The organism is Citrobacter sp. Cb041 (assembly GCF_030336655.1).
In the GTDB taxonomy this organism is placed as follows: Bacteria; Pseudomonadota; Gammaproteobacteria; order Enterobacterales; family Enterobacteriaceae; genus Citrobacter; species Citrobacter braakii.
The window spans coordinates 1-26,982 of sequence record NZ_JAOWDD010000032.1 but is presented as its reverse complement, the minus strand read 5'-3'; the positions used below and the strand labels follow the sequence as shown (position 1 = coordinate 26,982).

At 51.0% G+C, this 26,982-nt stretch carries 21 protein-coding genes; 7 read left to right on the top strand and 14 right to left on the bottom strand.

What is annotated here, in order from left to right; all coding sequences use genetic code 11:
* Positions 1–122: 122 nt before the first annotated feature.
* Together crfC and OGV52_RS07280 are read left to right on the top strand one after the other, a co-directional pair.
* The gene (crfC, locus tag OGV52_RS07285; protein ID WP_287108286.1) at positions 123–2,480 is read left to right on the top strand and encodes a clamp-binding protein CrfC; all 2,358 of its coding nucleotides are present in this window, start codon (positions 123–125) and stop codon (positions 2,478–2,480) included.
* Entirely contained in the window at positions 2,477–3,370 is an 894-nt protein-coding gene (locus OGV52_RS07280) for a diguanylate cyclase regulator RdcB family protein (protein WP_016155403.1), read from the top strand. Before crfC ends, OGV52_RS07280 begins: the two co-directional genes overlap by 4 nt.
* A 30-nt stretch (positions 3,371–3,400) precedes the next feature.
* Here the strand turns inward: OGV52_RS07280 and kdgT are convergent, their stop codons facing one another.
* Complete coding sequence (gene kdgT / locus OGV52_RS07275) at positions 3,401–4,399, bottom strand: 2-keto-3-deoxygluconate transporter (RefSeq protein ID WP_287108285.1); 999 nt, start codon at positions 4,397–4,399, stop codon at positions 3,401–3,403.
* Positions 4,400–5,098: 699 nt separating this feature from the next.
* On the opposite strand from kdgT, the gene proP reads away from it, so the two are divergent.
* Together proP and pmrR are read left to right on the top strand one after the other, a co-directional pair.
* Positions 5,099–6,601, top strand: coding sequence for a glycine betaine/L-proline transporter ProP (gene proP / locus OGV52_RS07270; RefSeq protein WP_016155405.1), 1,503 nt, complete (start codon positions 5,099–5,101; stop codon positions 6,599–6,601).
* Between the two features lie 82 nt (positions 6,602–6,683).
* On the top strand, positions 6,684–6,773 hold the full coding sequence (pmrR, locus tag OGV52_RS07265) for an LpxT activity modulator PmrR (protein ID WP_016155406.1): 90 nt from the start codon (positions 6,684–6,686) through the stop codon (positions 6,771–6,773).
* Here pmrR and pmrB read toward each other — a convergent pair.
* From pmrB to melR, 7 genes are all read right to left on the bottom strand, one after another.
* Complete coding sequence (gene pmrB / locus OGV52_RS07260) at positions 6,767–7,849, bottom strand: two-component system sensor histidine kinase PmrB (protein ID WP_204552586.1); 1,083 nt, start codon at positions 7,847–7,849, stop codon at positions 6,767–6,769. The two genes, pmrR and pmrB, sit on opposite strands and share 7 nt — an antisense overlap.
* Positions 7,850–8,518, bottom strand: a complete 669-nt coding sequence (gene pmrA / locus OGV52_RS07255) for a two-component system response regulator PmrA (protein WP_016155408.1) — start codon at positions 8,516–8,518, stop codon at positions 7,850–7,852.
* 4 nt (positions 8,519–8,522) lie between these two features.
* On the bottom strand, positions 8,523–10,160 hold the full coding sequence (eptA, locus tag OGV52_RS07250; protein ID WP_287108284.1) for a phosphoethanolamine transferase EptA: 1,638 nt from the start codon (positions 10,158–10,160) through the stop codon (positions 8,523–8,525).
* A gap of 145 nt (positions 10,161–10,305) precedes the next feature.
* Entirely contained in the window at positions 10,306–11,643 is a 1,338-nt protein-coding gene (gene adiC / locus OGV52_RS07245) for an arginine/agmatine antiporter (protein ID WP_204552590.1), read from the bottom strand.
* 127 nt (positions 11,644–11,770) lie between these two features.
* On the bottom strand, positions 11,771–12,532 hold the full coding sequence (locus OGV52_RS07240; RefSeq protein WP_016155411.1) for an AraC family transcriptional regulator: 762 nt from the start codon (positions 12,530–12,532) through the stop codon (positions 11,771–11,773).
* A gap of 315 nt (positions 12,533–12,847) precedes the next feature.
* Positions 12,848–15,115 carry an arginine decarboxylase gene (adiA, locus tag OGV52_RS07235; RefSeq protein WP_141876126.1) on the bottom strand — a complete coding sequence of 756 codons (2,268 nt, stop codon included), beginning with the start codon at positions 15,113–15,115 and terminating at the stop codon, positions 12,848–12,850.
* A gap of 277 nt (positions 15,116–15,392) precedes the next feature.
* Positions 15,393–16,325 (bottom strand): transcriptional regulator MelR, encoded by a 933-nt coding sequence (gene melR, locus OGV52_RS07230; RefSeq protein WP_141876121.1) that lies wholly within the window; start codon positions 16,323–16,325, stop codon positions 15,393–15,395.
* Positions 16,326–16,594: 269 nt separating this feature from the next.
* Between melR and melA the strand changes: the two genes are divergently transcribed.
* From melA to OGV52_RS07215, 3 genes are all read left to right on the top strand, one after another.
* Entirely contained in the window at positions 16,595–17,950 is a 1,356-nt protein-coding gene (gene melA, locus OGV52_RS07225) for an alpha-galactosidase (protein ID WP_049259806.1), read from the top strand.
* Positions 17,951–18,042: 92 nt separating this feature from the next.
* Complete coding sequence (gene melB / locus OGV52_RS07220) at positions 18,043–19,473, top strand: melibiose:sodium transporter MelB (protein ID WP_287108281.1); 1,431 nt, start codon at positions 18,043–18,045, stop codon at positions 19,471–19,473.
* 2 nt (positions 19,474–19,475) lie between these two features.
* On the top strand, positions 19,476–19,730 hold the full coding sequence (locus tag OGV52_RS07215; RefSeq protein WP_131380509.1) for a SemiSWEET transporter: 255 nt from the start codon (positions 19,476–19,478) through the stop codon (positions 19,728–19,730).
* A 26-nt stretch (positions 19,731–19,756) separates the two neighbouring features.
* Here the strand turns inward: OGV52_RS07215 and OGV52_RS07210 are convergent, their stop codons facing one another.
* From OGV52_RS07210 to OGV52_RS07185, 6 genes are all read right to left on the bottom strand, one after another.
* Positions 19,757–20,374 carry a DUF2238 domain-containing protein gene (locus OGV52_RS07210; RefSeq protein ID WP_019077832.1) on the bottom strand — a complete coding sequence of 206 codons (618 nt, stop codon included), beginning with the start codon at positions 20,372–20,374 and terminating at the stop codon, positions 19,757–19,759.
* Between the two features lie 147 nt (positions 20,375–20,521).
* Positions 20,522–22,168, bottom strand: a complete 1,647-nt coding sequence (gene fumA / locus OGV52_RS07205; protein ID WP_016155418.1) for a class I fumarate hydratase FumA — start codon at positions 22,166–22,168, stop codon at positions 20,522–20,524.
* 96 nt (positions 22,169–22,264) lie between these two features.
* The gene (gene dcuB / locus OGV52_RS07200) at positions 22,265–23,605 is read right to left on the bottom strand and encodes an anaerobic C4-dicarboxylate transporter DcuB (RefSeq protein ID WP_003031873.1); all 1,341 of its coding nucleotides are present in this window, start codon (positions 23,603–23,605) and stop codon (positions 22,265–22,267) included.
* A gap of 118 nt (positions 23,606–23,723) precedes the next feature.
* Entirely contained in the window at positions 23,724–24,026 is a 303-nt protein-coding gene (locus tag OGV52_RS07195) for a hypothetical protein (RefSeq protein WP_131341598.1), read from the bottom strand.
* A gap of 297 nt (positions 24,027–24,323) precedes the next feature.
* Entirely contained in the window at positions 24,324–25,043 is a 720-nt protein-coding gene (dcuR, locus tag OGV52_RS07190) for a two-component system response regulator DcuR (RefSeq protein ID WP_016155419.1), read from the bottom strand.
* Positions 25,040–26,671, bottom strand: coding sequence for a sensor histidine kinase (locus OGV52_RS07185; RefSeq protein WP_049282257.1), 1,632 nt, complete (start codon positions 26,669–26,671; stop codon positions 25,040–25,042). Before OGV52_RS07185 ends, dcuR begins: the two co-directional genes overlap by 4 nt.
* Positions 26,672–26,982 lie beyond the last annotated feature (311 nt).

The following is a 26,982-nucleotide window of genomic DNA, read 5'->3' as shown; positions in this document are numbered from 1 at the left end:
ATATCAGTTGGTTGTTTTGATTTTAATTATTTCTACACGTAATTATAAAAGCCAAAAAATCTATAAATAAAACGATTGGGCTAAATAAAAGTAATGCCATTTGCGTTAAGGAAGAATTTTCCATGCACACACAGACAATATATGAATTAAGTCAGGAAGCGGAACGCTTGCTGATGCTCTCGCTTGAACATCTCAGGCAATTGCAAAAATTGCCTATGACGTCGTTGGATGATGTCGCGCTAAAACAAGGAGAGCATAGCAGACAGGTGGTTCAGCCTCTGCATTTCAGCGCGCGTGGCATGGATGTCCAGCAGGCAACGCTCAATAATGAACTGCGTAAGATTACGCGTCTGGAAATGGTGCTGGCGATTGTCGGTACCATGAAAGCGGGAAAATCGACGACGATTAACGCGATTGTGGGGACCGAAGTTTTACCTAATCGTAATCGTCCCATGACGGCGCTACCAACGCTAATTCGCCATACGCCGGGGCAGAAAGAGCCGGTGTTGCATTTTTCACATGTCACGCCTATCGATGCCTTAATGAAGGTTTTACAGCAGCGCGTACGCGAGTGCGATCGCCAGCGTCTTACGCAGACCCTGGAAATTGATAAGGATATGAATGTCCTGCTGCAGCATATTGAAAACGGCGTGGCATTTGAGCGGTATTATCTTGGCGCACAGCCTATTTTCCATTGCCTTAAAAGTCTGAATGACCTGGTGCGTTTGTCAAAAGCACTGGAAGTGGATTTTCCTTTTGCCGCCTATGCCGCGATTGAGCATATTCCGGTTATCGAGGTCGAATTTGTCCATTTGGCCGGTCAGGCGAGCTATCCGGGGCAATTAACCCTGCTGGATACGCCGGGGCCGAATGAGGCCGGGCAACCGCATCTACAAAAGATGCTGAATGAACAGCTGGCGCGGGCTTCTGCGGTACTGGTGGTGATGGATTACACCCAACTGAAATCGATTTCCGATGAAGAAGTGCGCCACGCTGTCATGACGGTCGGCAAGTCAGTGCCGCTGTATGCGCTGGTGAACAAATTCGATCAGAAAGACCGCAACAGTGACGATGAAGAGCAGGTGCGGGCGTTAATTTCCGGCACGCTGATGCAAGGCGGGATTGCCCCGGAGCGAATCTATCCGGTTTCTTCGATGTGGGGGTATCTGGCGAACAGGGCGCGTCATGAGCTGATGGCTCGCGGGCGGCTGCCGGATCACCAGGTGCAACGTTGGGTACAGGATTTTGCCGAAGCGGCGCTTGGCCGACGCTGGTGCACCAACGATCTTGAGGATACGGAGCACATTCGCCATGCAGCCGATCTGTTGTGGGAGGATTCGCTGTTTGAGCAGCCGATCCAGAAAGTGATTCATGCCGCTTACGCCAATGCTTCGCTGTATGCGCTACGCTCAGCGTCGCATAAGTTATTGAACTATGCGCAAAGCGCGCACGAATATCTGGAGTTTCGCGCCCATGGGTTAACGGTTGCCTATGAAAAACTGCGGCTGAACATCACGCATATTGAAGAGGATATGCAGCAGTTAGAAGTGAGTCAGGGGCGGGTGAGTGATGAAGTCAGTCATGAGGTCGAGCTGGCGCTGGAGGCTGCCGCGGCCTATCTCAATGAGCAACAGACTGAGATTCTGTGCGGCATCAACACGTTCTTTATCAAAGAAAATGTCCTGATGATGTCACAACATGGCCAGGGGGCTGGCGTTTCCTCGGCAGAAATGGCCGGAGAAATGCTGGTGTTGCACGATGAAGGGCAGGCGAAAATCGTGCTGGATAAAATGCGCTCGTCCTGTGAAGTTGTCTTGCTGGCAGCGCAGGAAAGCATCAGTCGGGATTTAGCTCTGCGCTTTGAACAGCTTGAGTCGACGCTGTCCCGGGCGCTAAATGACGCCATGCGCCCCATTGAGCAGCGGGTGAAAGAGGAGCTGAACCACGCTGGTTTTCGTGCGCGGATACGTTTTCCGGCGTTTCATGCGGCGATGTTTAACTTCAACACCCGCCAGTTGTTTAACGAGGCCATTGAGCAGGATATTCCGGCGGAAAATGCGCCGTCAACTGGCGGTGTGGTGCGTGATACCTTCTCTCGCTGGTTGAATCAGCCCAACTGGGGATGGAATGAGTACGTCGAAACAAAAACGCGTTATCTCATTGATATGGGCGCACTGCATAAGAACCTTGTGCACTATGTCACCCAGTTTTGCCAACAAATTCGTAAAGCTTTAGCTGCGCAGGTCGATATTTCCGTTACGGCAGGCATGGCCACGTTTTTTGCTGATTTTTCACTGTGTTTGACGCAATTACAGGCGAGCCTGCGTGAGAGTCTGACCCTGCGCCAGCAAAATGAATCTGCGGTGAATGCCTTGAACGAACAACTGCAGCATCGCATTACGACTGCGGCATGGCTTTATGAAGATTCCCGCTTGCTGCGCGACGATATCAATACCCTTTTTGCAACCGAGCACACATGACTAACGTGTTACTGGAAGGCCCCGGGCGGACGCTGGAGTGTGTCTACCCGAAGTTTATGGTCGATCTGGTTCAGGGAGATGAAACCAAACGTTCCGGCGGTTTTCTGCAACAACAGCAGCGGCTGCGTGCGCGTCTGACGCAGGAGGTGCTATCCCAGACGCAACTGCGAGCATGGGTGTTGGCAGGCGTGTCCAGCGAGCATCTGGTGATGCGTCTAAAACTGGTGGAAAAACTGGCGGGCATGATCGATCCGGGCCATCTGGCGCTGGTACGGATCGCCGAAGGGTTGATGTTTTTACAACAAACCGAACACCCGCGTGGACTCTCCACGCCTGGTCTTCTGCAGCAGATAAATTCACTCGCTGACTGGTTTACCCAGCGCGGCGCTTATAAAGAGAAGGCGGTGACGCAACGCGGCCTGACGGTGCAAGCGGGCGAACATAGCGAGCAAATTTTTACCCGCTGGCGGGCTGGCGCGTATGACGGCTGGTCGTTACCTGGACGCTGTTTTGTGGCGTTAGAGGAGCTGCGCTGGGGAGCCTTTGGTGACGCCTGCCGGTTAGCAAATGCCGATGTGGTGTCAATGCTAAAAGACAACCTGCGAACGATGGCTGCTCAGGCGCTGGCAGACAGCGTGAATGCGGCCCCCGCCACGCGTCATTACTATCATCATTGGCTCAGCACGCCGGTTGTTGGCGGCTCGGGTGAGCACAACGATATGTTGAGCTGGCTCGGGGACTGGTGCGATGCGCAGCGTCATCCGGTGAGCTGGTCGGTGACGCAACGTTGGCAAAATGTGGCGTTGGGCATGCCGAGATTGTGTTCGGCGAAGCGGCTGGTTGATGCGATGGTTGAGGAGATTTTTGCACCGTCCCCGCTCATCAATTGAGCAGGAACGGTGAGTGGGATAAAGGCAGGTTTAGTGGTGCAGGGAGTCTGCCGGGGTAGCCGCCGTCTCATTGACGACCGGGTTTTTATTAAAACGTTTGGCATACAGCGCGGTGATAATCGGCACCAGAATCGCGGTGACTATCACGCTGGCGGCAACCAGCGCCGTAGCGGATGCGGCAACCGGTTCAAATGCCGGGTTAATCTGGGCGATAATCACCGGGTTTGCCACTGCAGCGCCTGCCGCAGAAGAGGCTGCTACGCCTGCCGTACCGTTCCCGCCACCAATAACGCGGTCAGCAATAATCAGCGGAATACCGGTGATGACGATAACCGCGACGCCCAGCAGGATGCCCAGCAGACCCGTATCAACGATGACGCTCAGGTTAATCGTGTTGCCCAGCGCGAAGCCGAAGAACGGGATCAGCACCGGCGTGGCTTTGCTGAAGAAGGAACGCAGATCGTGATCCAGGTTACCCAACGCAAAACCAATCAGGAACGGTAATACCGCGCCGACAAAATGGTTTGGTTCGAAGGAAGCCAGACCCGCGGAGCCGAGGATCACCATGGTCATTAACGGACCGGATTCCAGAGACATCAACACAAATGCGCCAGACTCTTCTTTGGTTCCGTACTGGTTCATCAGGCTGGCGTACAAACCGCCGTTGGTCATGTCCATCGCTGAAACAATTGCCAGTACCGAAAGACCGGCAAAGAACCCAGTTTGAATACCGGTATCAGGAATAAATGAAGCAGCAATCATTGCCACTACCCATGCCACGGCTATTTTAGTTAATACCAGTGTGCCGGATTTGCGTAATACCGTGCCGGTTGCTCGTAAATCAATAGATGCACCGATACAAAAAAACCACACTGCCAGAATCGGCACCGTTCCGCTGATCATTCCTTTGGTAAACGAACCGAAATACGCGCCGGTATCCGGAGCTAACGTATTTAACACTGCGCCTAATAACAGAGGAATCAACATCATTCCGCCAGGGATGCGTTCAATCGTGGCTTTAATTTTCATAAGCGTCCTCATCTCTTGTCGCAGGGAATACACGCGCAAGGAAATAAAAATTAATAAATTCAAGTAGTTACTGGTGTTTCTTAACAAAGAAAACAGCTATCTCTTTGTTTTATAAAATCTAACGCGGCATACGTTGAGCGTGTTGCTGCTCCCAGGGATATTGCGTCTGGAATTAGTTTGCATTCATGGGAACATTGATTCAATCAAAATAAAACGATGTTTTAGTTATCTTCATCACATATTCCGAGCAAAAGTTCCTGAGTGCTCTGATTATTAAAAAAGCTGTGATCTTTTTGTGAAGAGATTAGGTGGGTTTTTGCCTAGCAGAATAATAGTGACTGTTGTGATTGTTGGTGCAACAAAGTGATTTATTCTTGTATTTAATTGCCAGAAAATCGCAAGCATTACATGTAAAAAAGTTGACTAAGAATGACCTGATTTACGCATGTTGACGAAATGGAAATCTATATGTGAAGTTGATCACAAATTTAAACACTGTTAGGGTAAAGAGGTCATTAACCGCCCAATCAGGCGTCAACAGGTTCGGTTGTACTGCTCGTTTCTCGTCAGTGTAAGTAAACCTGCTACGCTTGTTACAGGGAATGCGTCTGTGCATTCCCCGCTCGGTGATGACCTTGACGCAGGGGCGTTGAGGGACTCGATCTGTAGCGTGACAGGGCTAAGTCTATGAGGACGAGTATGCTAAAAAGGAAAAAAATAAAACCAATTACGCTGCGCGACGTTACCATCATTGATGACGGTAAACTGCGAAAAGCCATTACTGCGGCGTCGTTAGGTAATGCGATGGAGTGGTTTGATTTTGGTGTTTATGGGTTTGTTGCTTACGCATTAGGTAAAGTGTTCTTCCCGGGGGCTGACCCCAGCGTACAGATGGTTGCTGCACTTGCCACCTTCTCTGTTCCCTTTCTGATTCGACCGCTTGGCGGATTGTTCTTCGGTATGCTTGGCGATAAATACGGTCGTCAGAAGATCCTCGCTATCACCATTGTGATTATGTCGATAAGTACCTTCTGTATCGGTCTCATTCCCTCGTATGCCTCGATTGGTATCTGGGCGCCGATTCTGCTGTTGCTGTGTAAAATGGCGCAGGGGTTCTCGGTCGGCGGAGAGTATACCGGGGCGTCGATTTTTGTCGCAGAGTACTCGCCAGACCGTAAGCGCGGATTTATGGGCAGCTGGCTGGACTTCGGCTCGATTGCCGGGTTTGTGCTGGGTGCGGGCGTGGTAGTCCTGATCTCAACTATCGTCGGCGAAGAAAACTTCCTTGAGTGGGGCTGGCGTATTCCGTTCTTCCTGGCGCTACCGCTAGGGCTTATTGGCCTGTACCTGCGTCATGCACTGGAAGAGACTCCGGCGTTCCAGCAGCACGTGGATAAACTGGAGCAGGGCGATCGTCAGGGACTGCAGGACGGTCCGAAGGTGTCGTTTAAAGAGATTGCGACCAGGCACTGGCGCAGCCTGCTGGCATGTATTGGTCTGGTGATTGCCACCAACGTCACCTACTACATGCTGCTCACCTATATGCCGAGCTACCTGTCGCATAACCTGCATTACTCTGAAGACCACGGCGTGCTGATTATTATCGCCATCATGATTGGTATGCTGTTTGTGCAGCCGGTGATGGGTCTGCTCAGCGACCGCTTCGGACGCCGTCCGTTTGTGATTATGGGCAGTATTGCGCTGTTTGTGCTGGCTATTCCGGCATTTATTCTGATTAACAGTAACGTCATCGGCCTGATTTTCGCCGGGTTGCTGATGCTGGCGGTGATCCTCAACTGCTTTACCGGGGTGATGGCGTCAACGTTACCAGCGATGTTCCCGACGCATATTCGCTACAGTGCCCTGGCCGCAGCGTTTAATATCTCGGTATTGGTCGCTGGTCTGACACCGACGTTGGCCGCATGGCTGGTGGAAAGCTCGCAGAATCTGATGATGCCTGCTTATTATCTGATGGTGATTGCGGTGATAGGTTTAATTACCGGCGTGACCATGAAAGAGACGGCTAATCAGCCGCTGAAGGGGGCTACGCCTGCCGCTTCGGATATTCATGAAGCGAAAGAGCTCCTCGGCGAGCACTACGATAATATTGAGCATAAAATCGAAGATATCGATCAGGAAATTGCTGAGCTGCAGCTTAAGCGTACGCGCCTGGTGCAGCAGCATCCGCGGATTGATGAGTAATCATGTGATTTATCATATCCACTTAAGGTTGGCTTAATCTGTGTCAGGCAAACTCTCCTCCAGAGTATCGGAGGAGAGTGTCATGAAAAACCGCATTTATGAAAGTTTGACCACCGTGTGCAGCGTGCTGATCGTCAGCAGCTTTTTGTACGTTTGGGTGAGTTCTTACTGACCTTTCGCTAATTCCACCCAAGCGCGAGTGCCGGTGGTTCCCTGACGATTTTGCAAATAGAAATGCCCGTGATGTAACTGGGTGATACGACTGACAATGCTCAGCCCCAGCCCAATCCCGCCAAAACGGCTGTCCATACGCACAAACGCTTTACTCAGCTCCCCGCATTTACTCTCATCAATGCCAGGGCCTTCATCTTCGACGGCGATAACGGCATCATGCTCTGTATTCAGGCTAATCGTAATATGGGTGCCTTCCGGGCTGTAACGATGCGCGTTCTCCACCAGATTTCGCAGCAGCATTCGTAATAGCGTCGCATCGCCACGTACGACAACGTCCGCCGTGCTTTGCGGTAGGAGCAGCGTCTGCTGACGCTGGTCCAGCATGGTGCTGAGTTCATCGTAGGAGGGCAAAATCACGTCCTCCAGCAGTTTGACGTGCTGGTAGCTCCCGGCCGAGAACGACTGTCCAACGCGGGCGAGTTGCAGCAGTTGCGACACGCTGTCCATCATTTGGTCAAGGCGGGCAATTAACGGTGAAACGTCGACCTTATGGGTTTTGGACAGTAATTCCAGATGCAGGCGAACGCCTGACAGTGGGGTGCGCAGTTCGTGGGCGACATCGGCGGTAAATAAGCGTTCGTTTTCAATGGTGCTCGTCAGCCGCGTCACCAGCTCGTTGAGTGCTGAGACGACCGCCTGGATCTCAATGGTTGAACTGTGAACTTCAATTGGAGTCAGGTTATCGGCTGCCCGCGTTTCTAACTCTTTTTGCAGATCCGCCAGCGGGCGAGTAATACGTCGTACTGCCTGGTAGCAAATCAGCAGCGTCAGGCTGACCATAAAGATACCGGGGACGATCAGGCTGGCGATGGCCTCGCGGATTTCATGCAGGATGTGGCGATCGTTGTTACGATTTTCGCGTAACGCCTGCTCAAATAGCTGTATTTGTTCGGTGCTTTCGTGCCACAACCAGAAGGTGCTAATCAACTGGAAGACCAGCAGAATAAGACCGATGGTCAGCATCAGGCGATGACGCAGCGGGAGCGGTTTTTTTAGATATTGCAGTAGCTTCACTTAGCTTTCCTCAGTGGCAACCAGCATATAGCCAAATCCCCTGACTGTGCGGATACGTGATTTACCCACTTTGTCCCGCAGGTTGTGAATGTGCACTTCCAGCGTATTGGTCGACGGTTCGTTATCCCAGCTGTAGATGTCGTTATACAGGATCTCCCGGTGTACCGGGCTGCCCGCTTTAAGCATCAGGCGCGACAGGAGTGCGTATTCTTTCGGCGTTAAGATAACTTCTTGTCCATCCATCCACACCTGGCGACGACCGATATTCAGCGTCAGGTTACTGACAATGAGTTCGCTTTCACCCTGATTGTTATGACGACGCAGCAGCGCCCGGATGCGGGCATGCAGTTCTTCCAGTGCGAACGGTTTGACCAGATAGTCATCGGCGCCAACGTCCAGCCCGCTGACCCGGTCTTTCACCGTATCGCGGGCGGTGAGGATAAGCACCGGCACGGTGTATTTTTTCTGTCTGATGCGGTTCAGGAAGTGCAGGCCGTCTTCATCCGGTAAGCCCAGGTCCAGAACCACCAGACTGTAATGGCCGGTCTCCAGACACTGCTCCGCTGCACGGGCCGTTGATACGCCGTCGCAGGCATAGCCTTCTGTTTGCGCGGCGAGTATCAGTCCCTGTAATAACAACGTATCGTCTTCAACAATCAGAATTTTCATTCATTTAGCCTCCCCGGCAGGGTTGCAGAATATCATCTGCCGCCTGATATTTCTGTGTTTGCACGCCTGTTAATCCCAGCAGGGTTGAGAAGAAATTATCCTGTGAGAAGTCCTCTGAGCCTGCCCGTTTTTGCAAACATGTCTGAGAGACTTGATAGCGTTGCTGATAATCTTCTGAGAGCCACAGCAGCATCGGCACATGTTTTTGCGTATCTGGCGCAATCGAATACGGCAGGCCGTGTAAATAGATGCCATTTTCCCCTAAGGATTCACCGTGATCGGAAAGGTAGACCAGGCTGGTGGTGAAATTATCCTGATGCTCTTTCAGTATATTGATTGCTTTATCAACAATATAGTCGACGTAAAGAATGGTGTTGTCATAGGTATTGACCAACTGTTGCTGTGAACAAGTCTGGATTTCGTTGGTGTCACAGGTTGGCGTAAATTTCTTGAACTGCGCAGGATAGCGGTTGTAATAGGTCGGACCGTGGCTGCCGATGGTGTGCAGCACAATCACGCCGTCGCCTTGCAGGTTATTAATGTACTCTTCCATCCCGTGGAACAGCACGTCATCGTAGCATTCCCCGTCAATACACTGCCCTGGCAGGTTCAGCTTAGTCATATTCTGGTGCGGTACCCGGTCGCATGCCCCTTTGCAGCCGCCGTCGTTATCGTTCCACAGAACGTTAATTCCCGCCCGCTGAATAATGTCGAGCACGCCTTCCTGATGCTGCGCCAGTTCTTCATCGTAGTGCGCGCGTGGCATACCCGAGAACATGCAGGGGACAGATACTGCCGTTGCCGTTCCGCAGGATGTGGTGCGGGGGAAATAGACCACATCATCTTTTTCCAGCAACGGGTTGGTCTGGCGCGAATAGCCTGACAGCGAGAAGTTATCGCCGCGTGAGGTCTCGCCGAGAACCACAATCGTTAGGTTCTTACGCTTTTCTTTCACCATCAACGGATTGCGATGGGCGTCTTCACCAATGCGTACCAGCGGCAGGTGGGCCAGCCGCTGGTGTGAATACCAGGAAGAGGTCGCCACAATGCTGTTGGATGGGCTGAGGGATTTCACCAGTTCTTTATTGTTGCGAAACAGTGAGGCGTAATCTTTGTAGAAGAACGCGGCGACCAGCACGATCAGCAGCGCGGAAATCAGAATATTCGCGCCACGGAACAGTACGCTGCGCATGGCCGGGGCGATCGGTTTGATTCTTACCCAGCAGGCAATGAGCGCGGCGAGAATGCCGCTTACTCCGAGCGTGATGAGCATTTGCGGCGTCAGCAAAGCAAAGGTTTCGGCGGGTGTGGTGTCCATCATATTGGCGATCATCGTGCGGTCAATGATGATGCCGTAGGTCATGATGAAATATTGGGCCGATGCGCCAACCAGAATGAAAACGCAGGCCACCAGGCGATTAAGCCACAGGAATGAGGCCAGCGTCAGCACAATGTTCATGACGCTGAAAGCGACGACCGGCATCGACAAAAACACCAGCACGTTACGCACAGAATCCAGGGGCAGTTCTTGCAGCACTTGTTTATAGAACGCAATGTTCAGGAAAGTCGCAAGATAAAATGAGATCAGGAGAAGCCAGCTGATTAGCCCGAGAGTGGGTCTTTTAAACAGGTGCTTAAACATTAAGGGGGTTCCATCGACTAAGTGGTACAAATCCTCTCAAAGTAAAATTAAGCCAACCTTAAGTTCTTAATGTTGATTTCAGGAATCGCGGGGGGCGGCGTTGGCCCGATGAACTTACGCCATCGGGCAACGACGACTGTTTGCGTTAGCTATTGTTTACCGGAGCATCCAATGGATATGGGTTTTTATGGATCCGATTGTAGTTCAGTGCATACAGCGCGGTGATGATCATCAGTGTGACGAATGACCACATCACCTCTTTGGCACCGGAACCGACAACCGCCCAAATGCAGTAAACAAAAGCGATAAAGGTCACCAGTAAGTACATCGGACGCGCTTTACCAAAGTGACCATGGCCGAGCAGCAGCAGCGCGGCGCAGGTGTACAGATACGGCACCAGCGTGAAGATAACGGAGACCGAAGAGACCAGACCAAACTCTTTCGCAGCGTTTGGCGACATGCTGCTGAACTGGAAGATGGTCATCAGAACGCCGACGATAATTAACCCGGCTACCGGCGTACCGGCTTTGTTAACACGGGCAAAAATCGGTGGGAACAAGCCGTCATCGGCTGCCGCTTTGGCGGTTTGCCCGGCAAGCAGCGTCCAGCCGCCCAAGGAACCAAGGCACCCGGCCGCGGCACAGAAGGAGACAATCGCCCCAGCGGTGTCACCCAGCGCCATGCGTGCGGCATCACCGAACGGGGAGGCTGAAACACGCAGCGCCGCGTTAGGGATCATACCCATAATCGCCGTGGTGGAGAGCACATAGCAAACGGCGGCAATCAGCACGCCGCCCATGGTGGCGATAGGCACGTTACGTTTGGGATTTTTAACCACACCTGCCGCGACGGAGGCGCTTTCCACGCCGATAAATGACCACAAGGTTACGTTCAGAGTGCTTTGAATCGCACCGAAGGTGTTCATACCGCTGACGTTCCATGCCGCCATATAGGTTTCACCCCGGAACCAGAACCAGCCGAAGACGGCAATACCGACAATTGGCACCAGCGCCAGTACCGTTGCGACGGCCTGTACACGGGTGATCATTTTTGGTCCGACAATGTTCAGCAATACGAAGATCCACAGTACCACGACGCAGGTCAGCGTCAGGACCAGCGGATCTTTTAAGATGGGGAAGAAGTAGCTCAGGTAACCGACGCCAATAACCACCATGGCGATGTTACCAATCCAGCAAGCCAGCCAGTACAGGACGTTGGTCTGGTAGCCCAAAAAAGGACCGAAACAGCGGCGGGCATAAGCGTAAGAACCACCGGGACTGGAGTCTAAGGACGACATTTTCGCGTACACCATCGACAGCGCCAAAGCACCGATAATAGTGACCAACCATCCGTAGATTGCAATCCCGCCAGTTGACGCAAGGTTTGCGGGTAGCAGGAATACACCGGAACCCATAATATTCCCCGACACCATAAGGGTGACGGGGATTAAGCCCACTTTGTGAGCATCAGCATCCGTCGACATATTTAGTAACTCCTGATAAGGATAAATGACGTCTTATCATACCTCTTCAGAAGACTATTTTATGATGGCGGACTGGGGGTATCGCTAATGCTGATATTATTATGGCTTATCGCTAACTGATTAAAAATCAGGCAGCGGATGGCTCCCTATGTTGACTGACATAATGCAGAGGCGTCATCCCATAGAACTCTTTGAATACGGAAATAAAGTACGAGGTACTGTTATATCCGCACAGTTGAGAGACCTGGGAAATGTTTTTGCCATCCATCAATAATTGATTGACGGCATAACGCATGCGACACGTGGTAATTATTTGGCTGTAACTTGTATTTTCACTTTTGAGCTTTTTCTTTAACAAACTGGGGCTCAGGCATAAGCAACTGGCAACCATGCTTAAATTCCAGTCTTTATGTATATCGCTCTCAATAATGTGATAAACGCTGTCGCTGATACGACTGCGTAGTATATGCATGAGCAGAGAAATAAACTTTTTGCTGCCGAGAAAGCGTGATAACACCGTGAACAGTAGCGAGCGCGTGCGCACACTTTCACCTTCGTCCATTGTGTCCATTACGCTATATTGGGCAGCCACCCGGAAGACATCCGGCGTCAGACAGACGGCGGTCATCACTGGGTTGGCACTGCGTTGCCAGAGTGGGATCTGTGAAAGGTCTTTATTTAAAAAACGTAGATAGTCTTTAATGATATCACGGCTGATATGTACGACCAGTGCGTTATTAAGTGATGAGAAATCGATAATATTATTATCGCATGCTACCAGCGCCATATGATTAGCTTTTAAGCTGATGGCTTCTTTACCGTTAATCCTTAACCAAACATCCTTCTCCGTTAATACAACAACACAAGCTGCTCTGCTGCAAACCCTCATACCCAAACTCCAGGAATATGAACATAAAACACCGTAGCTCACCATCAGATGAACCATATCGGCTAAATTGAAATTGTATGATGAATCCAGGACCGCATTAAAATAACGTGTCTGAAATTAATTACAATGTTTGGTGGGATTTTTCTTATGTACACTTTTTTTTACGCAAGTGGAAACGTGATATTTGCGTATAAAAAAAGCGCGGGGTGGTCCCGCGCAAAAAGGTATGACAATGTTATTGTTTTGCAGCAATACTCAGGAATTACTCAAGCATGACATGTCTACCTTAAAAATCGGACTATCTATAAAATGACATTATGCTTTCACGCACATGACGTGATATACACCGTCAATAATTTCTGTTCCTTCGGTTTCATGTTCAAATCCAGGGAAGTGGTGGTCCCAGGACTGCAACGAACGTAGATAACTAATCTGCGGGCTATTGGCGTCGCCAAAGTTTTCCCCGGACAGCAGCATTGGAATTCCCGGTGGGTAAGGAATTACGGAATTCGCAGCTATACGACCCGGCAGATTTTCAATGGCCACCATCTCAACGTTATCGCTGACTATCGCGTTATAGGCTTCACGCGGGGTGATTTCAGCAACGGGCAGGCCGGAGTAGGCCGCGTTGAGTCGGCTGCCAGGGTTGTTCTCTTTCAGCCAGGCAAACATGGTGTCGCCCAGATCGTGAATGCCCATGTTGGCGTATGTGTCAGGATGTTCCTCAACCAGTTCTGGCATCACCTGCGCCAGCGGTGTATTGGCATCGTAATGGTGTTTGAATGAGCACAGGGTATTGATCAGCGTGCCCCATTTCCCACGGGTAATCCCCATTGAGAACAGGAACATAATCTGGAAATCGGTGGTACGGGTCGGCACGATACCGTGGCGGCCAAGCCAGGCGGTGACCAGCGCTGCCGGTACGCCGCTCTCTTCCAGTTCGCCATCATCGCCCATCCCCGGCGCCAGAATACTGACTTTGATTGGGTCCAGCATGCTCCAGTTATCCGGCAGGTCTTTAAACCCGTGCCAGGATTCACCCGGACGCATCACCCAGCAGTTCTGGTCAGTGGTCAGGAGCTGGGTTGGCGCATCGGCAAAGTCATAGGTTTTGCCAGTTTGCGGGTCAGTCACCACTTCTTTGTTCCACGGTTTGAAGAACCAGTCGCCTTCGGCGGAAAATTCTTTGTACAAACGCGCCATGGCCTGACGGAAATCGACCGCTTCGTCGATCACTTCCTGGGTGAGCGACAGACCGCTGTTGCCGTCCATCATGGAGACCGCCACGTCGTTTGATGCGCAGATGGCATACAGCGGAGAGGTGGTGGCGTGCATCATGTACGCCTGGTTAAAGCGGGAGAAGTTCACGGCCCCACGACCTTCACGGACGTGAATGTAAGACGCCTGAGAGAGCGCATTCAACAGTTTGTGGGTCGAGTGGGTCGCAAAAACGGTAGGGCCGTTATGATCGCCCGGCGCGCCACGCATAGCGTAGTGATCGGTATAAATTGGGTTAAAGCGGGCATAGCCGTACCAGGCCTCATCGAAGTGGATGCGATCGCTGGTTTGCGCGAGCAGGTCCTGGGCCTCTTTGGCGTTGTAGCAAACACCGTCATAAGTACAGTTGGTCACAACGCTGTAAGACGGTTTTTGCCCGGCCTTGCCTTTGGTCAGCGGGCTTTCGCTGATTTTTTTCTGCAATGTTTCAGGTTGCATTTCTTGCGGGTAGATAGGGCCGATAATGCCGTACCGGTTGCGGCTTGGCACCATGTACACCGGTTTTGCGCCGGTGAGGATCAACCCCTGCTCGATAGATTTGTGGCAGTTACGATCCAGCACCACGACGTCGTTGTCGGTCATACAAGCCTGCATGATGGTGCGGTTAGAGCCGGATGTCCCAACCACTACAGACCAGGAGCGGTCAGCGCCAAACACGCGGGCGGCATATTTTTCGCTCTCGCCAAATGCGCCGGTATGATCCAGCAGTGAGCCGAGCGATGCGCGTTCAATACCCATGTCGCTACGGAATAAGTTTTCACCGTAGTAATCATGGTAAAAACGACCCGCCGGCGTTTTGGTAAATCCGACACCGCCCTGGTGACCAGGCGCCGCCCAGGAGTATTCATGGATGTCGCCGTACTTCATCAGCGCGCTGAACAGTGGCGGCAGAAGCTGCTGGCGGTAACGGGTCATCGCCGCAACGGCACGTCCGGCGATAAAGTCTGCGGTATCTTCCATAATCCAGGCGAATTCATCGACAAGCTCCAGCAGGTCGCGATCCAGCGATGCGGTGGCTTTTTCGCGATCGCCCAGCAGGAAAACGGGAACGTTTTGCTGGCGCTCGTGGAGCTTGCCGATCAATTGCCTGACGTTCAGGTGCTCGTCTTGTTGTTCCATTTGATAGCTAAACATCAGGCAATCAATGGCTTCATTAGCGGCGAGGATTGCGTAACCATCGTCGAATGAGGTGGACTTAATGACGGTAACATTTTGGCGGCTTAATGCGTCAGCCAGACGTTCGACAGCGCTACCGACCCAGGTGTCCTGATGCAGAAACTCACTTTCAACAATTAATACTTTCATCATCTTTTACCCGGTTGTGGAAAGGTTGCAATTTATGGATTGCAGACACACCGTATGAATGTGACGCAGGCAAGTATTATCCTGACAAAATGGGCTGTAAAGCGGGTGATAAATAGTCTGATTTGTGTTTAATTTGTTTTTAAACAAATAGTTATGTTTGCTTATTGGCGATTTTTCACCGCTGTTTATCGACAGGGGGAATATTTTTTTGGCTGATACTGATATCGGCGAACGATAGGGATCGTAGGCTGGGGTAACGCCGGTGGTTTCTGGCTGCTCAGCCAGCCATTGTTTGCCGGCGCTGCTGGCTCAGTTTGCGGTACTGCTGCGGCGACATGCCGACAAACTTGCTGAAGGTGTCATAAAAACGGCTGCTGGACCGGAATCCGGCGGTCAACGCGACGTCAAGAATGGTTTTATCGGTATCGCTAAGCAATGCGCGGACGTGATTGATCCGCATTGCGGTGATGTACTGCTTCATGGTGAGTTGCATCACGCGCTGGAAAATCCCCATCGCGTAGTTAGCGTTGAGCTTCACGTGTTCCGCGACGTCGTTGATAGTGAGCACCTGATCGTAGTTATCGGCAATAAAACTCAGCATCTGGCTTACGTAAAACTGGGCGTGCCGCGAAACGCTGTTTTTGTGCGTCCGTGAAGTTTTATTGACCAGGATTGGCTGCCAGCCGGAAAGGCTAAACCGCTTGAGCATCAGACCAATTTCATCAATGGCGAGCTGGCGAATTTGCTCGTTCGGGTTGCTCAGCTCCTGTTGCCAGCGCTGAACTTCAAAGGTGCTTAGCTGCTGCGATGCCAGCGATTTGATGACCATGCCATGGGTAACGTGGTTGATCAGTTCGCGATCCAGCGGCCAGGAAAGGAAAAGGTGCATCGGTAAATTGAAGATAGCCATGCTTTGGCAGTTGCCCGGACGCGTGAGCTGATGCGGCGTACAGGCCCAGAAAAGCGTAATGTGCCCCTGTTTTATCTGCACCACTTCGTTGTTGATAAGGTACTCAACGTCGCCATCAAACGGCACATTAATCTCCACCTGCCCATGCCAGTGGCTGGCAGGCATAGCATGCGGTGAGCGCAGCTCAATATCCATCCGTTGATATTCTGAGTACAGCGACAATGGGCTGCGGGTTTGCTCTTCATCGCTGCTGCACATGTGCGGATCGGGGGGAAGAGGCGATGTCGGTAATGTACTCATGGTTGCTCCATTTCCTGAATTATCAGAATCATGTCATTTGCTGCGCATTAAGGCTGAGAATCAGGACACAAATCGGACCGATATCATTGAGCATAGTGAGATTTTGGGGCCGCATACTCTGCTTTTTGTGCAATTTTGTCCCATAAACTCAGATCCAGTATGGGGCAAAGAGGCGATCTGAGTTTATGGGAATGCTCGCCAGGGAAGTCGGAAGTTTTCATCAATGCGCTGTGCCACCATGACTGTGTTCACTAATGTTCTGGAGAGTCATGATGTCTGCACCCAAAATTACCTTTATCGGCGCCGGTTCCACGATTTTCGTCAAAAATATCCTCGGGGACGTCTTTCATCGCGATGCGCTGAAATCTGCGCATATCGCCTTGATGGACGTCAATCCTACTCGGCTGGAAGAGTCACACATTGTGGTGCGTAAGTTGATGGACTCAGCGGGCGCGTCCGGGCGTATCACCTGCTATACCGATCAAAAAGCGGCATTGCAGGATGCTGATTTTGTGGTGGTCGCTTTCCAGATTGGTGGCTATGAACCTTGTACCGTTACCGATTTTGCGGTGTGTAAACGTCATGGTCTGGAGCAGACGATTGCCGATACGTTGGGGCCAGGCGGCATTATGCGCGCGCTGCGCACTATCCCGCATTTATGGCAGATTTGTGAGGATATGACCGAAGTCTGCCCGCAGGCCACTATGCTTAACTACGTTAACCCGATGGCGATGAACACCTGGGCAATGTATGCGCGCTATCCGCATATTAAGCAGGTTGGATTGTGTCACTCGGTGCAAGGGACAGCGGAGGAGCTGGCCCGCGATTTGAACATCGACCCGGCCTCTTTGCGCTATCGCTGCGCCGGGATCAACCATATGGCGTTTTATCTGGAACTTGAGCGTAAAACGGCTGACGGTGCTTATGTGAATCTCTATCCGGAGCTGCTGGCGGCCTATGAATCTGGTCAGGCGCCGAAACCGAATCTTCACGGTAATACCCGTTGTCAGAACATTGTGCGCTATGAAATGTTCAAAAAGCTGGGCTATTTCGTCACTGAGTCGTCGGAGCATTTCGCGGAATATACGCCGTGGTTTATCAAACCAGGGCGTGAGGATCTGATTGAGCGCTATAAGGTTCCACTGGATGAGTATCCAAAACGCTGTGTGGAACAGCTGGCGAACTGGAACAAAGAGCTGGAAGAGTACAAAACGGCGGCGCGGATCGAGATTAAACCGTCACGTGAATATGCCAGCACTATCATGAACGCTATCTGGACCGGTGAACCGAGCGTGGTGTATGGTAACGTTCGCAATGACCATCTGATTGATAACCTGCCGCAAGGCTGTTGCGTGGAGGTGGCTTGCCTGGTCGATGCGAATGGTATCCAGCCAACGAAGGTGGGTACTCTCCCGTCACATTTGGCGGCCATGATGCAAACCAATATCAATGTTCAGACCCTGCTAACGGAAGCCATTCTGACGGAAAATCGCGATCGCGTTTATCACGCGGCGATGATGGATCCGCATACCGCTGCGGTATTGGGGATTGAGGAGATTTATGCGCTGGTGGACGACCTGATCGCGTCTCATGGCGACTGGTTGCCGGCCTGGTTACACCGTTAACACACCATTACGCCGGGCAGAGCATCCGGCGTTTAACCTCTGACGTTTCCTCTAACAGAAGGCGGGCGCTGGTAACGGCGACCCGATACCCTATGAGCATCTCTCTGAAAACAAAACTCAGTTACGGATTTGGAGCGTTTGGTAAGGATTTCGCCATCGGTATTGTGTACATGTACCTGATGTATTACTACACCGACGTGGTGGGATTATCGGTGGGGCTGGTCGGAACGTTGTTCCTGGCGGCAAGGGTCTGGGATGCGGTAAACGATCCCATCATGGGCTGGATTGTGAACGCCACCCGGTCGCGGTGGGGAAAATTTAAACCCTGGATCTTACTCGGTACGCTGGCGAACTCATTGGTGCTGTTTTTGCTTTTTAGCGCACATTTGTTTGAGGGCACTGCGCAAGTCGTATTTGTCTGCGTGACGTATATATTATGGGGAATGACCTACACCATCATGGATATTCCATTCTGGTCGCTGGTGCCAACTATTACGCTGGATAAACGCGAGCGTGAACAACTGGTGCCGTTCCCTCGTTTCTTCGCAAGCCTGGCTGGGTTTGTCACCGCGGGGGTAACGCTGCCCTTTGTGAGCTATGTTGGCGGGGCCGATCGCGGCTTTGGTTTCCAGATGTTTACGCTGGTGCTGATTGCATTCTTTATCGTTTCTACCGTTGTTACGCTGCGTAATGTGCATGAGGTTTATTCGTCAGATAGCGAGGCAACGGCGGACAGCAGTCGTCTTGGGCTGAAAGCGATCGTTGGGCTCATCTATAAAAACGACCAGTTATCCTGCCTGCTAGGCATGGCGCTGGCTTACAATATTGCCGCCAATATCATTGCTGGCTTTGCCATTTACTATTTTACTTATGTGATTGGCGATGCAAGCCTCTTCCCGTACTACATGTCTTACGCAGGAGCGGCAAACCTGCTGACGCTGATTTTCTTTCCTCGATTGGTAAAAGCGTTGTCACGACGGATCCTGTGGGCTGGGGCATCCGTGCTGCCGGTGCTCAGCTGTATCGTGCTGCTGGTGATGGCGTTAGCCGGTTTCCATAACATCTTACTTATTGTTATTGCTGGTATTTTACTGAATATTGGTTCAGCGCTTTTCTGGGTGTTGCAGGTCATTATGGTGGCGGATACCGTTGATTACGGCGAATACAAACTGAATGTACGTTGTGAAAGTATCGCTTATTCAGTGCAGACGATGGTGGTAAAAGGAGGGTCTGCGTTTGCCGCTTTCTTTATCGCAGTGATACTTGGGGTGATTAATTACGCGCCGAATGTCGCGCAGTCTGCAGAAACCATTGTTGGTATGCAATTCATTATGATCGCGCTACCAGCACTCTTTTTTGTGGTGACCTTAGTCCTTTACTTCCGCTTTTACCGACTGAACGGCGACACGCTGCGCAGGGTCCAGATTCATTTGTTGGATAAGTACCGTAAGGTGCCGCAGCAGCATGAGCAACCGGATATCCCGGCTATTGCGGTAGTCACCCCAGGTGATGTGAAGGCGTAGCTATGGAATGGTATTCGTGGATTGGGTATTTGGCGGCTAGCCTGACGACGCTCTCATTCTTACCGCAAGCGATTAAGGTCATTACCACCCGCAACACGCAGGGTATCTCCGGTTTAATGTATGTAATGTTTGTGTGTGGGCTGGTGTTGTGGCTGATTTATGGATTATTGATTGAAGATACTGCTGTCAGCATGGCGAACTTTCTGACACTCCTGTTCGCCTTGCCGATTCTGGTTATCAAGTCTCGCAATGGGTAGGGCTGATTGCCGGATAAGCGTCAGCGCTATCCGGCAGTTTTTAACTGTCTGTTGTGCCAGCCCGCCAGCACGAGCACCGTGGTGAGCGCACCGAGCAGGGCGCAGAACATATCCGACTGGGTATCCCACGGGTCGCCCTGCGTCCCGAGAAAATCATCTGCTCCCTGACCCATCGCCAGCGCTGCCCACCATTCGATCAGCTCATACATCGCGCTAATCGCCAGCGCCACGCAGCAGACCAAAAATGCCAGCATTTTGCGGCCACGAACAATATTACCGCGCACTAAAATCTCTCTTGCCGTCAGGGCGGGCACCAGACCCTGGAAGAAGTGACCCAGCTTGTCATAGGGGTTACGACTGAGATCCAGCCACTCCTGAACCTGAAAACCGACAGGGACTTTAGCGTAGGTATACATACCGCCGACCATCAGAATGATGGCGTGTAAGAAAATGAGCGTGTAGAGCAATGGCGTCAGCGGGTAGCGCTTCACGGTCGCCAGCAACAGTGGAACGACAATAATGACCGGCGTAACTTCCATCAGCCAGGTGATTTTCTCTGTGGCTGAGATACCGGTGTAGATAAGTATTAGCGCCAGGAGCAGCGCGCCAGAGTGCAAGATTGTGGAGTTCAGTGTGCGGAGCATGGCGAATTCACAAGTAATGGAAAAGGTTACTATTCCCTGTGAGCGGCAAAAATTCAACGCCAGTAAATGGGGGGATAAAGTTGGCCCGGGGGGATCACTGGACTGACGCCAAAAATCTGTTGTCAGTCCAGTGCCGGGCCGAATGGGTTACTTCGCGCAGTTAGCGCATTGTTTGCTGACGATTTGCTGGAAGAAATCGTTGCCTTTGTCATCGACCAGAATGAAAGCCGGGAAATCTTCGACTTCGATTTTCCAGATAGCTTCCATACCCAGCTCCGGGTATTCCACGCATTCCAGATGTTTAATACTCTGCTGCGCAAGTACCGCTGCCGGGCCACCAATGCTGCCTAAATAGAAGCCGCCGTGTTTATGGCAGGCGTCTGTCACCTGCTGGCTACGGTTACCTTTTGCCAGCATGATCATGCTGCCGCCGTGAGACTGTAGCAGGTCAACATAGGAGTCCATACGACCCGCAGTGGTTGGCCCTAAAGAGCCGGACGGATAACCCGCAGGTGTTTTGGCCGGGCCCGCGTAGTAGATAGGGTGATCTTTCACGTACTGCGGCAGACCTTCACCGGACTCAATACGTTCTTTTAGCTTCGCGTGGGCAATATCGCGACCGACAATGATGGTGCCGCTCAGCGACAGACGGGTAGAAACCGGATACTGAGAGAGCTGAGCGAGGATCTCTTTCATTGGGCGGTTAAGGTCAACTTTAACCACTTCACCTTCGCCTGCCTGGCGCAGCGACTCCGGAATGTACTGGGCTGGGTTATGTTCCAGTTTTTCGATCCAGATCCCTTCGCGGTTAATCTTGGCCTTGATGTTACGGTCTGCGGAGCAAGACACACCCATACCAACCGGGCAGGATGCGCCGTGGCGAGGCAGGCGGATCACGCGGATATCGTGCGCGAAGTATTTCCCGCCAAACTGGGCGCCGAGGCCGAGTTTCTGCGCTTCTTCCAGTAGTTCCTGTTCCAGTTGCAGATCGCGGAACGCCTGGCCGTGCGCATTACCTTCAGTCGGCAGTGCGTCATAGTAGTGTGTGCTGGCCAGCTTCACCGTTTTCAGGGTGCTTTCCGCTGACGTGCCGCCAATGACGAATGCAATGTGGTACGGCGGGCATGCTGCGGTACCCAGCGTGCGCATTTTCTCAACCAGGAAGTTTTTCAGTTTGCCGGGCGTTAGCAGCGCTTTGGTTTCCTGATACAGATAGGTTTTGTTCGCTGAACCGCCGCCTTTGGCCACGCACAGGAATTTGTATTCGTCACCGTCTACGCTGTACAGGTCGATTTGTGCGGGCAGGTTGGTGCCGGTATTCACTTCTTTGTACATATCCAGCGCCGCGTTTTGCGAGTAGCGCAGGTTATCTTCAATATAGGTATTAAATACGCCCTTGGAGAGTGCCGCTTCGTCGCCGCCACCGGTCCAGACGCGCTGACCTTTTTTACCCATGATAATTGCCGTACCGGTGTCCTGGCAGGTTGGCAATACGCCTTTAGCCGCGATTTCGGAGTTTCTCAGGAACTGCAGCGCTACGTATTTATCGTTTTCGCTGGCTTCGGGATCATGGAGAATCGAGGCGACTTGCTGTTGGTGTTCAGGGCGGAGCATGAAGGAGGCATCGTGGAAGGCTTGTTGGGCCAGTAGCGTAAGTGCTTCAGGGGCTACTTTCAGGATTGTTTCGCCTTCAAACTCGCCGACGCTGACGTGATCGGAGGTCAGCAGGTAGTACTCAGTTTTGTCTTCCCCCAGTGGGAAAGCCGCCTGATAAGTGAATTCAACTTTTGACATTTGCTTCCAGCCTTTTCATTTTTCTCAGGAATTTTAAAATTCTCTGTGTCTTGACGGTGGCGTGCCGTTCCAAAGCGGACGGCACGCGCACTGTAATTACAGGAAACCGTACATTGCAGCGAAGATCCAACCAAAGACACAGGATACGCTCACGCCGATCAACCCAGGTAGAATGAAGCTGTGGTTAATAACGAAACGGCCAATGTGGGTGGTGCCGGAACGGTCAAACTGAATAGCCGCCAGATCGCTCGGGTAAGTCGGCAGAATGTAGTAACCGTAACATGCCGGAGCGGAAGCAACGATGTACGCTGGATCAACCCCAATTGCCAGTGCGACCGGAACAATCGCCGCCAGCGCCGCAGCCTGGGAGTTTACAAATTTGGAAACCAACAGCAGAACAATTGCATAGGCCCACGGATACTCTTTCACCATATTGCCCAGCACACCTTCGATTTCCGTCATGTGCGCGCCGAACATTGTTTCGGCCATCCAGGCAATACCGTACACCGCCACAATCGCGATCATACCGGAACGGAAGACTTCGTTTTTAGATATTGAAGCGGGATTGGTCTTCGTCAGGATAATAATCAGCGCACCGGTCAGCAGCATGAACATCTGGATAACCAGTACCATTGACAGCGGTTTGCCGCTGAAGGTAGGGCGCAGCTCAGAGAACGCGCCGAGCACGGCAACAACGGCGATAGCGGCAAGGAAGATCCACATGGCCAGCCAATTGCTTTTCGGCAGCTTTTTGTCTAACAGTGTGGCGGTATCACCATAAACGTAGTTGTGGTTTTCAGGGACGGAAATAAACTTCTGGAACTCTTCATCTTTATCCAGATCTTTACCGCGGAACCAACTGAAGATACCGATCGCCAGTATACCCAACAGGGTAGACGGGATAGTGATGCTGAGCAGGTCGAGGAATTCAAGATGCTTGCCTTCAAACGTTACGTTACCCAGCATTGCGACCAGTGATACAACGGCCACGGACACCGGGCTGGCGATAATCCCCATCTGCGCACCGATAGAACTCGCCGCCATCGGACGTTCCGGGCGAATATTGTTCTTAATAGCAACGTCATAAATGATTGGCAGGATGGTGTAGACCACGTGGCCTGTACCGCAGAGAATCGTCAGGGTGCAGGTAACGAAGGGGGCGACGATGGAAACGTATTTTGGGTTACGGCGCAGCAGCTTTTCAGCGATTTGCAGCATAACGTCAAGGCCGCCGGAGGCTTGCAAGGTTGCCGATGCGGCCACCACGGCAATAATAACCAGCATTACATCTACAGGTGGTTTACCCGGCTGGAGATGGAAAACGAAAACCAGAATGACCAGGCCGATACCGCCTAATAAACCCAGCGCGATACCGCCCTTTCTGGCACCATAAAACAAACATATTAATATTATAAGAAGTTGTATACTAAATAACATTTTATTTACCCTCGCGAAAAAACCAGTCAATTTTTTGAAAAATGGATCTGTGCCACATTCTTTTTTGCCGGAATAGGCATCAAAAAATGGTCAGTATTCGATATGTCCGTATTTGCGATTAATGTTCAAATGTCTTGCTAGAATGTTTTTTTAACGTTATGGCGATATTTAGCTTTTTTCTGTGGCTTTGATCAGAGGAGAGAATCCTCAGGCGATGGGAGGCAGAGCTGGACATGGAGAGCTGCGGTTGACGCTGTAATTTATCTGTTTTGCGTTTTCCGCTATTACGTGAACCACCGACAGAATGGGTGAGTAGGTTATTTGTGTGATCACGCTCACGCCATTTCATAATGTGATGAGGTTGGCGTGCGGATACTTTTATTTGCTCACAAAAATGTACGGTGTCCATGGTACGTAGCATGGTCTCCATTGCTACCAGTCTAGATTTTGTATGTCTGGTTAATTTCAGACTAATCCTTTATGGGTAAAAATACACACTCTGCGAGCTAGATAATACTTAATTAACTTTTGTTAGCGATTTTGAAATTAAAAACAGTGTGACGTTAATCAATATTAAAATAATACATTTAACATGCTGGATACAAATATATTTGATCTAACGCAAATTTATAATTCTGCAGCATGATTCAGAAAAGAAGGGATTTTTCATTATTTTAATAATTGTTACTTTCAAATAACAAATAATCCCAAATTGTTTTTATTGGCAATATTGTTTTAGTAATGAGTAATGTTCAGCCTGAACGCGGTAACGATAAACCGGTCTACCGGTTACGCCATAATGGATGCTGGTAAATAGGATGTGACAATTGACGAGCCAGATAAGATATTTACGGCAAGAAACGCGCGAGATATTGACCTCGTTGGCCAGTTCATCGGTGGAGAATTCCTGATCCTGATGCTCATCAATCCACTGGCACAGCGTGCGTAACGTTTGTGGCGTTAATCCTTTAGGTAAGCGCCGCGCTTCCTGTTCATTGGAGGAGCTGCCGTGAATCAACTGGTCAAGCTCAGACTGTTCATAGTACTGATGCTTTTCCATCTCGGTTTTCTTCTGTAGCCAGCCGGTCAGCGCCTCTTCAAAACGGGACGCCTGGAACGGTTTGATCAGGTAGTCAACGACACCATAGTGGAGAGAGTCTTTGATGGTGGTCGCGTCAGCGGCGGAAGAGATGACAATGACATCACACTTGCAACCTTCGCTGTGTAATACAGGCAACAGATCCAGACCGTTTTCTTTTTGCATATAAATATCAAGCAAAATCAAATCGATATGATTTCCGCTATGAAAGATTATCTCTTTTGCTTTCTCCAGCGTGGAGGCTGTGCCGCAGCAATGAAAACCGGAGAGTTGCGCGACATAACGGCGGTTTAATTCCGCTACCATTGCATCGTCATCGACAATTAAGACATTGATCATCTGCTGGCCCTCTCACCATTCCACGGTAACTGTACAAAAAATTGGGTGAAGATCCCAGGTTCAGACTCGACGGAAATATTGCCGCCAACGTTTTCAACCTGTTGTTTAACAAGCGCTAAACCAACGCCCCGTTCGGTTCCTTTTGACGAAACGCCTTTCTCAAAGATGTGCTCAATGTGTTCGGGAGCAATCCCCGGACCATCGTCATTCACTTCGCAATGCAACCAGCCGTGTCGATAATGCAAGGATACGCTGATCTCGCCACCAGGTTCTTGACCTAGCGCCTCCAGGGCGTTTTCAATCAAATTCCCCAGAACGGTAATCAGCACAGCCACCTGATCTTCGTTGCTGTTTTCCGGTAACTGACTTTCATTGCTGATCACCAGGCTATGGCCTAAATCAGATGTGCGATTAATCTTACTGAGTAAAAATCCTGCGATCACCGGGGATTTTATTTTTCCTAACAGTGAGCCAATCTCTTCCTGATAACTGTTGGCGGTCTTCAGGATGTAATTTTCAAGCTGCTTATAACTTTTCAGATGCAATAATCCCAGAATCACGTGCAATTTATTCATGAATTCGTGGGATCGTTCACGAAGTGCGTCGGCATAGTTGACCATGCCGTCCAGTCGTTGCATTAGTTTTCGGACTTCAGTCTTATCTCTGAATGTTGAAATGGCCCCGATGATTTTACCGTTGCTGAGTACCGGAACCGTATTAATTAAGAGTAGCCGATCCTTCACCATGATCTCTTCATCGCGACGCGGCGTTCCGTCATGCAGTACCTGTGAAAAATCGACCACTTTTGACCATGCGTGGCTGAGCGTGGAGAGCTGGGCATCGTCTTGCGATTTGTGGTAATCCAGCAATTCTTGTGCCGCCTGGTTTATCAGCGTCACTTCACCGCACTCGTCAACGGCAATGACGCCTTCCTTTATAGAGTGCAGCATCGCCTGGCGTTGTTCGAACAGATTGGAGATTTCATAAGGCTCCAGACCAAACAGAATACGCTTGAGGACTTTGACAAATACCCATGTGCCGAGCAGCCCAACCAGCACGCCAAATAAGATGGACCAAAAGATGCTGCCACGGCTGTTATTGATCTGCTCAGTCACCCTGCTTAGCTCAAGGCCGATCGACACGACGCCTATCTGCCGGTGATGCTCGTTATAAATAGGGGTAAATACGCGTAGGGCTTGCGCCAGAAATCCGCGATTAATGGCGACATTCTCTTTCCCTTGCAGGGCCAGCAAAATGTCATCGCCTTTAAACGGCTGACCGATTCGCTGCGCTTCGGGATGGGAGTAACGAATGCTTTGCATATCGGTGACGACGATGAACAAAAAATCGTTGCTCTTATTCACCGCCTGGGCAATCGCCTGAATACCGCTTTCCTCGGGCTTTTTCATTAGCCCCTGGCGGATCTCCGGGGAGTTTGCCAGCGTTCGTGCGACCGCAAGCGCTTTACCCGCTAATGCATCGCGCGTCATGTTGCTGATTTGCGAGAAATAAATCAGATGAACGACAAGCAGCACGGAGAAGAGTACCGCACTGACCATGAGGATCACGGTAGTGCCGAGCTTCATCGGGCGTTTGCGTATAGCAGTACGTTGCAGAGAGTGTCTCATCACGGTCCTGGAATCACGGTTTGTATGGGTATTATCGCCTGATGGGATGCGTAATTCAAAGGTGGTAGGGATGATGGGGCATGGGCTGCCTGGGCTTTTCTTCTATATATAACGTAGAGCGAGTCTCTTTTTATATAGAGATTTCCTTATCTGCTTTCACTTCTTTCAGGGAGGCTGACCACTATTTTTCTTACGATTGTGGATAACTCTGTGTGTAAATGGGTATAAGGCGGGGTTTTGCTGTGGAATGCAGCGGTCAGTCATTTTTCTGCAATTTAAGGGTTGCGGGCCGCAGGAAACTCCCTATAATG

Coding starts and splice junctions, on each gene's coding strand:
- crfC (WP_287108286.1), top strand. CDS start 123: ATGCACACACAGACAATATATGAATTAAGTCAGGAAGCGGAACGCTTG.
- OGV52_RS07280 (WP_016155403.1), top strand. CDS start 2,477: ATGACTAACGTGTTACTGGAAGGCCCCGGGCGGACGCTGGAGTGTGTC.
- kdgT (WP_287108285.1), bottom strand. CDS start 4,399: ATGAAAATTAAAGCCACGATTGAACGCATCCCTGGCGGAATGATGTTG.
- proP (WP_016155405.1), top strand. CDS start 5,099: ATGCTAAAAAGGAAAAAAATAAAACCAATTACGCTGCGCGACGTTACC.
- pmrR (WP_016155406.1), top strand. CDS start 6,684: ATGAAAAACCGCATTTATGAAAGTTTGACCACCGTGTGCAGCGTGCTG.
- pmrA (WP_016155408.1), bottom strand. CDS start 8,518: ATGAAAATTCTGATTGTTGAAGACGATACGTTGTTATTACAGGGACTG.
- eptA (WP_287108284.1), bottom strand. CDS start 10,160: ATGTTTAAGCACCTGTTTAAAAGACCCACTCTCGGGCTAATCAGCTGG.
- adiC (WP_204552590.1), bottom strand. CDS start 11,643: ATGTCGACGGATGCTGATGCTCACAAAGTGGGCTTAATCCCCGTCACC.
- OGV52_RS07240 (WP_016155411.1), bottom strand. CDS start 12,532: ATGAGGGTTTGCAGCAGAGCAGCTTGTGTTGTTGTATTAACGGAGAAG.
- adiA (WP_141876126.1), bottom strand. CDS start 15,115: ATGAAAGTATTAATTGTTGAAAGTGAGTTTCTGCATCAGGACACCTGG.
- melR (WP_141876121.1), bottom strand. CDS start 16,325: ATGAGTACATTACCGACATCGCCTCTTCCCCCCGATCCGCACATGTGC.
- melA (WP_049259806.1), top strand. CDS start 16,595: ATGATGTCTGCACCCAAAATTACCTTTATCGGCGCCGGTTCCACGATT.
- melB (WP_287108281.1), top strand. CDS start 18,043: ATGAGCATCTCTCTGAAAACAAAACTCAGTTACGGATTTGGAGCGTTT.
- OGV52_RS07215 (WP_131380509.1), top strand. CDS start 19,476: ATGGAATGGTATTCGTGGATTGGGTATTTGGCGGCTAGCCTGACGACG.
- OGV52_RS07210 (WP_019077832.1), bottom strand. CDS start 20,374: ATGCTCCGCACACTGAACTCCACAATCTTGCACTCTGGCGCGCTGCTC.
- fumA (WP_016155418.1), bottom strand. CDS start 22,168: ATGTCAAAAGTTGAATTCACTTATCAGGCGGCTTTCCCACTGGGGGAA.
- dcuB (WP_003031873.1), bottom strand. CDS start 23,605: ATGTTATTTAGTATACAACTTCTTATAATATTAATATGTTTGTTTTAT.
- OGV52_RS07195 (WP_131341598.1), bottom strand. CDS start 24,026: ATGCTACGTACCATGGACACCGTACATTTTTGTGAGCAAATAAAAGTA.
- dcuR (WP_016155419.1), bottom strand. CDS start 25,043: ATGATCAATGTCTTAATTGTCGATGACGATGCAATGGTAGCGGAATTA.
- OGV52_RS07185 (WP_049282257.1), bottom strand. CDS start 26,671: ATGAGACACTCTCTGCAACGTACTGCTATACGCAAACGCCCGATGAAG.